Annotated in this window: 7 protein-coding genes; all 7 read left to right on the top strand. The window is 49.9% G+C overall.

The genetic code is table 11. The annotated features are described in order from the left end of the window. On the top strand, positions 1 to 358 hold a 358-nt coding region (locus QVO39_RS06440; RefSeq protein ID WP_502685066.1), incomplete at its 5' end, for a tetratricopeptide repeat protein. Then, complete coding sequence (locus QVO39_RS06445) at positions 358 to 1,377, top strand: hypothetical protein (RefSeq protein ID WP_021903496.1); 1,020 nt, start codon at positions 358 to 360, stop codon at positions 1,375 to 1,377. The genes QVO39_RS06440 and QVO39_RS06445, both read left to right, overlap by 1 nt. Next, entirely contained in the window at positions 1,378 to 2,970 is a 1,593-nt protein-coding gene (locus QVO39_RS06450) for a YifB family Mg chelatase-like AAA ATPase (protein WP_288171879.1), read from the top strand. A gap of 331 nt (positions 2,971 to 3,301) precedes the next feature. After that, on the top strand, positions 3,302 to 4,804 hold the full coding sequence (locus QVO39_RS06455; RefSeq protein WP_288171880.1) for a sensor histidine kinase: 1,503 nt from the start codon (positions 3,302 to 3,304) through the stop codon (positions 4,802 to 4,804). A gap of 8 nt (positions 4,805 to 4,812) precedes the next feature. Continuing rightward, a complete protein-coding gene (rprY, locus tag QVO39_RS06460) occupies positions 4,813 to 5,553 on the top strand; it encodes a response regulator transcription factor RprY (RefSeq protein WP_070706459.1) in 741 nt (246 codons plus the stop codon). Between the two features lie 66 nt (positions 5,554 to 5,619). Further along, a complete protein-coding gene (locus QVO39_RS06465; protein WP_021903500.1) occupies positions 5,620 to 6,312 on the top strand; it encodes a TapB family protein in 693 nt (230 codons plus the stop codon). Between the two features lie 9 nt (positions 6,313 to 6,321). Further along, positions 6,322 to 6,489 (top strand): ATP-binding cassette domain-containing protein (locus QVO39_RS06470; RefSeq protein ID WP_288171881.1); only part of this gene is annotated, 168 nt, incomplete at its 3' end.

Genomic DNA, 6,489 nt, shown 5'->3' on the forward strand with positions numbered 1-6,489 from the left:
GGGACGAAATGAGGAGGCGATGAAGGCGGCCTACAAAGCGCACTATCTCTCCGATGGCAAAAACGCCAAGAGCCTTTCAATCATTGTGGAGTTGTTGCTCCTTTCTGGTAAAGCTCAGGAGGCAAAGGAGCTACTCGATCGGGCGACTAATGGTGGAGAGGGGGCACTGCTTTTCTGGAGAGCTCTCTCTACTTTGGCAGAGGGGCAACGCAAGGAGGGGATAGAGCAATTGAGCCAATGGGCAAAGGGTGGGTCGCCTGACCTTACTTTGCTGGCAAAGCTACAACTCCTCTCGCCCTATGGTTATAGCACAAGCGATCAATCGCTCATCAAGGATATCATATATAGTAAGGAGTAATGAGGATAGAGAGAGGAGCCCTGGGGATATGCCTACTTGTAGCCCTGCTATTTTGTGGCTGTGGAAGGGGACATAAGAGTGAGTCGGTAAGGCCAGTCAAGATTGTGGCAAGCCATCAAGATAGCGAGTCGGGGCCTTGGTACCTGCTGGTCTACGGTGCCCAGAGCATCACTATGGATACCTTGGAAGTGAGCCCGAAGGGTAAGATTAGCTATCATGAGGTCTTTGACCTAGATACGATTGACCTTTTCCTCTTGAGGAATGGAGAGGGGCGACTGCAGCTCCCCCTATTTCCCGACCGTGATGCCGAGACTTATTCTGCTAATATCAGCGATAAAGAGTTGTCGCTGAAGGGTCTACTCTATGAGTCTTTGCTGAAGGAGTGGTACGCAGAGAGGGAGAAAAGCGAGGAGCAACTCTTGGACTTCCTGAGTGCCCACAGTAAGGAATCGCCTACGCTCCTCCTGGTGGAGGATGGTATGGAGCAATACCAAAGTGGGAAGAATGATCAGACTTGGTGGAGTCTCTTTGCTCAATTGGCTAGAGACCAGTATGATCTTGCTGGGCTTTTGGGTTGGAGAATGGCTGGTGATAATAGTTGGAATAGAGGTCCAGTAGTTCCTTATTCTTTTGTGGTCAGTGGAATGAAGGATCGGGTCAACTTCAAGGATTTTGTGGGGAAAAATCGATTCGTCGCCCTTAATATTATGGAGCTATCGCCACAGGACTCTGCCCTATTTGCCAAGCAAAAGCGGTACTTTCATCTACTCGATAGCCTAGGTGTGTCTAGCTATAGCGTGCTGCTCAATGACTCTCTCCCCAAGAGCTTGAAGACGAAAAGCAAGGGGACGAAGCAATACTTCCTCATTGATAGCATCGGGCAGTCGCAGACTTTTCTGAAGGAGCAGTCCATCGATGAGCTACCAACTTTTATGGTGGTGGATAGTCTACAAAATATTGAGCGTAGCTGGAGTAACCCTGATAGTCTGATCAACTATATTAAACAACAAAAGAAGTAAATGATGGATGATAGCGTGCTGTGGGAGGAGACCTCGGTGGAGCGTGCACTGGTCAAGGTGTATGGCGCAGCAGTCAGTGGTATTGAGGCGTGTAAGGTGACGATCGAAGCACAAATCAGTAGTGGCACTAAGTTTATGCTGGTGGGATTGCCCGATGCAGCGGTGAAGGAGAGCCACCAACGTATCCAAGCTGCCATCGCCGAGAGTGGATATACCTATCAGGAGCATCGCTACATCATCAATATGGCACCGGCCGACCTCAAGAAGGAGGGGGCTGCCTACGACCTTCCCCTAGCTATTGCGATCCTCTCGCTGAGTGAGAAGCTCCCTACGGAGCGACTTGCCGATACGATGATTATGGGTGAGTTGGCACTGGATGGTGCCCTTCGGCCGATTCATGGAGTGTTACCGATGACCATTATGGCGAAGCGGCAAGGGTTTAAGAATATCATTGTGCCACGAGCCAATGCCAAGGAGGCCTCCGTGATAGAGGGAATACGGGTGTTTGGTGCCGAGCGACTTGCTGAGGTGGTAGACTATCTCTCGCAGGGAAGCTCGGTGCTGAAGGAGTACTTATACGATGAGGAGGAGATCTTTCATCACCCGCTTCTGCACTATGCCGACTTTGCTGAGGTGAAGGGGCAGGAGATGGTGAAGCGTGCGATTGAGGTGGCTGCTAGTGGTCAGCACAATATCATTATGGTAGGCCCTCCAGGGAGTGGTAAGTCGATGATGGCTAAGCGGGTGCCAAGCATCCTACCCCCTTTCACTAAGGAGGAGGCGCAGGAGACCACCATGATTCACTCGGTGGCGGGAACGTTGCCAACGCACATCGCACTGATGAGGGAGCGACCATTCAGGGCACCCCATCACAGCACTTCCAATGTGGCTCTGGTAGGAGGGGGCTCTTATCCCAAGCCAGGTGAGATCTCTCTTGCTCACAATGGGGTGCTTTTTCTCGATGAGCTACCTGAGTTTGCTCGTAATGTATTGGAGGTGCTACGTCAGCCACTTGAGGACCGACAAATCACCGTCTCAAGGGCTCGGCAGACGGTCACTTTCCCCGCCTCCTTTATGCTGGTGGCCTCAATGAACCCTTGTCCTTGCGGTCACTACAACAACCCTTTCAAGGAGTGCACTTGCACGGAGGCACAGGTGAAGGGTTATCTCGGTCGGATCTCTGGCCCGCTGCTCGATCGAATCGATATTCAGGTGGAGATACTGCCTGTGCCCTTTGAGATGCTATCGAGTAAGCAACGTGGCGAGCCGAGTGAAGCGATCCGTGAGCGGGTGATGAAGGCGAGAGCGATACAGAAGGAGCGGTTCAAAGGAATGCCGGGGATCTATACCAATGCGCAGATGACTCCAGCGATGATGCAGGAGTTTGTCCATGTAGATGCCAATGGGTTGATGCAACTGAAGCAGGCGATGGAGCGCTTTAAGCTCTCCGCTAGAGCGTATGACCGTATTCTAAAGGTTTCCCGTACCATTGCCGACCTTGATGCCTCGCAAGATATCACGATCCAGCATATCGGAGAGGCGATCAACTACCGCAAGCTCGACCGTGGCTCGTGGGGCACTCGCACGCTCTAAATGAGACTGTTGCACGAAGGCGATCTGCTACGTTGCTTTCGGAATTCGGGCCTCGGTCACGTACGTGAGTACGCTCCCTTCGCCCTCATCCTCAGCGCCTTGCATCTCATCCTTCGTGCAAAGTCTCAGCACATTTGCAGCCAATGTGCGAGAAAGGCACTTCGTGCAACATTCTATGTGAGGGATCGTGAAACATTCTCTAAATGAGTGTAACTACCCTATTACCATAGGGTTACTGCCTTATCTGTCTGCTTTAATTAACATTTGTGCCTTAAATATTTAACGTTCTTTTTGTTAATACAAAGAGAATAATGCGTACCTTGCTCACGTTATGAAGAAGTGGACGCTTTGGTTAATCGTTGTGGCTATGGCACTAGCCCTGATTGGGTTGCTACTGATGCAGCTCAATTATGTCGACGTGGTCTACCGCTTCCGAAATGAGCAGTTTGATAGTCGTGTACGTCAGGCACTCTCTTCGGTAAGTCAGGATGTAGAGCGCGACGAGATGTCACGTCTGGTTTCGGACCGCCTTGGCTTCTCCACTTCGTCGAGCCTTCTTTCGCTAGAGAACAACCTGAAGGAGAAAAACAAGCAGCTACAGATTGATAGCCTGCGTTTCGGCCTAGACCAATTGCCACAAGACCCTCTGAGGATAGCCAAGAAGCAGAGCCCCGATAGGATTCAGGAGGCTTCTCGGGAACTGATGAAGGCCTTCACGGAGCGGTATAACGAGGTGCGTGAGATGGTGATTCAGCTCGCCATAGAGTCGGTACGCGACAATAATCCAGCCCCTATCTACGAGCGTATTTCGGAGAAAGATCTGGACCTGCTCCTTAGCTACTACCTCACCAATAACGGCATTACACTGCCTTACATCTATGAGTTGGTGGATAATAATCATCGGGCGTACTACAGCAGTGGCAAGATACCGGCCGATGATGCCGATGCCACTTACACGCAGGTGCTATTCCCAAATGACCACCCCTCACACATGTACTTTGTGAAGCTCTATATCCCAGGGAAGCGGCAGCTCATCTCTAGTTCGTATGAGTTTATTATCCCTTCGGCTGGCTTTACGCTGCTACTCTTTGTGGTGTTTACGATTACCATTGTTTCACTGGTAAGGCAGAAGAAGCTAGAGGAGCTGCGTAAGGACTTTGTCAATAATATGACGCACGAGCTGAAGACGCCTGTCAGCACCATTATGGTGGCGAGCCAGATGCTCTCCGCAGACCAGGCGGAGACCTCTCCCGAGCGCCGACAGAAGTGGATCTCAAGTATCATGGCGGAGAGTCAGCGACTGGAGTTGCTGATCGATAAGGTGCTACAGATGTCTTTCTTCGACCGCGATAAGGTGAAGCTAAAGCTAAAGGAGATAGATATGGAGGAGCTACTCCTCAATGTCACCAATATATTTAGCCTCAAAGTGGAGAGCTACGAGGGAGAGATTGATGTGGACCTAGGGGCAGAACAGGCCACTGTAGAGGGCGATGAGATGCACCTCACCAATATCATCTTCAACCTCCTCGATAACGCGATCAAGTACCGAAGTATTGAGCGGCCACCTCACCTTACAGTAGGTACCAGTAACGATGCCAAGAACGTAAAGGTATATATCCAAGATAATGGCATCGGAATGAAAAAGGAGCATGCCAAGAAGATATTTGACCGCTTTTACCGTGTACCGACGGGCAATCGGCACGATGTCAAAGGATATGGCCTAGGGCTGGCCTATGTGCAGCATATCATCTCGCTACACCACGGGAAGATAGCTGTGGAGAGCGAGCTAGGCAAGGGAACTAAGTTTATTATTACATTACCAATTAAAGAATAAAGATTATGATGGAAGACGTAGTAAGAGTATTTCTATGTGAGGACGACGAAAACCTGGGTCCTCTACTCAGCGAGTTTCTAAATACCAAGGGGTACCAAACCGATCTTTTCCAAGATGGACAGGCCGGTTGGGAGGCTTTTGAGGAACAACCAGACCACTGGAATATCTGCGTCCTAGACGTGATGATGCCCAAGATGGATGGGTTTGAGCTAGCACAAAAGATCAAGAGCAAAAACGAGTCACTACCCATCATCTTCCTCACCGCAAAGACCCTGAGCGAGGATGTAGAGCAGGGATTTAAGCTCGGTGCTGATGACTACCTCAAGAAGCCATTCAATACCGCTGAGCTCACTATGCGTATCGATGCGGTACTCCGCAGGGTACAGGGCAAGAAGCCAGAGCCAGTAGCATTTTACAATATCGGCGACTTCGTATTTGATACGCAGAAGCAGATGCTTACCTTCAGAGATGAGGAGCCAAAGCGTCTCACCACTAAGGAGACCGATCTGCTGACGCTACTCTGTATGCACGCTAATGACTTGATGGAGCGCAACTATGCCCTCAAGACCATCTGGGGCGAGGATAGCTACTTCAATGCCCGTAGTATGGATGTCTACATCACCAAGCTGCGTAAGCACTTAGCTCAAGATGAGCGTGTGGAGATTCAGAATAAGCACGGCAAGGGGTACAAGCTCATCACTCCTAATGCCAATAGCGTACAGACAGAAGAGAATACAGAGACCATATAATTATCCACTAAGAGTCGGGGGACTTCCACAAGAGACCCCCCGACCTTTATTTGCTACAACAAACTTATGAAGAAGATAATAGCAACACTTGTTTTAGCCCTTACTACCCTTACCGCTAGCTACGCACAGTACTATGATAATGACCCTGTGGGCACGGTATATGAGTACGAGATGTCGAATAAACTGATGGGTACCTCTACGGTTACTCAGACACTGAAAAAGGTGGAGGGCAACGTCATCACCTACGAAGTGGTCACCAAGGTGCCTGGCATGAAGCAGCCAATGACCATGGAGAATGCCCTTACCTTTGCAGATGGTAAGATCCAATATAGTGTGGAAAGTCTCTTGGCTCAGAGCAAGGCTACTATGGAGCAGGCTGGTATGGGCTCAAATATTGATATGACCTTTGATGGCGATGCTGGCTTTACTCCACTTCAAGGCAAAGTAGGGGATAAGCTACCTCTGACCAAGGCTACCATCACCGCTAAGGTACAAGGGATGGATCTAAACGTCATCACTGAGATAACTAGGAATGAGATCACTGCCGTAGACGAAGAGGTGACCACTCCAGCCGGTACTTTCAAGACCATCAAGGTGGAGCAGGAGGTAAAGACCACCACTCAGGCAATGGGGATGAACCAAACTCAGGAGAATAAGCAAATCACTTGGGTGGTGCCCAATAAGGGTGTGGTGAAAACCGAGATGACTACTATGGGTCAGGTAATGACTACTGAACTTGTTAAGATTACAAGACCATAAGGAGACTAGATGCTAGCACTGAATAATGTAGGCGTCTCTTTTGGGGCAGATAAACTCTTTTCGGAGGTTTCCCTACAGGTAAATCCGAAGGAGCGTATCGCCCTCACGGGACGCAATGGGGCAGGAAAAACTACCCTACTCAATATTATAGCAGGCAAGAGAGAGCCCTCAGAAGGG

Source organism: Porphyromonas sp. CAG:1061, assembly GCF_000435035.1.
Taxonomy (GTDB): domain Bacteria; phylum Bacteroidota; class Bacteroidia; order Bacteroidales; family Porphyromonadaceae; genus Porphyromonas_A; species Porphyromonas_A somerae.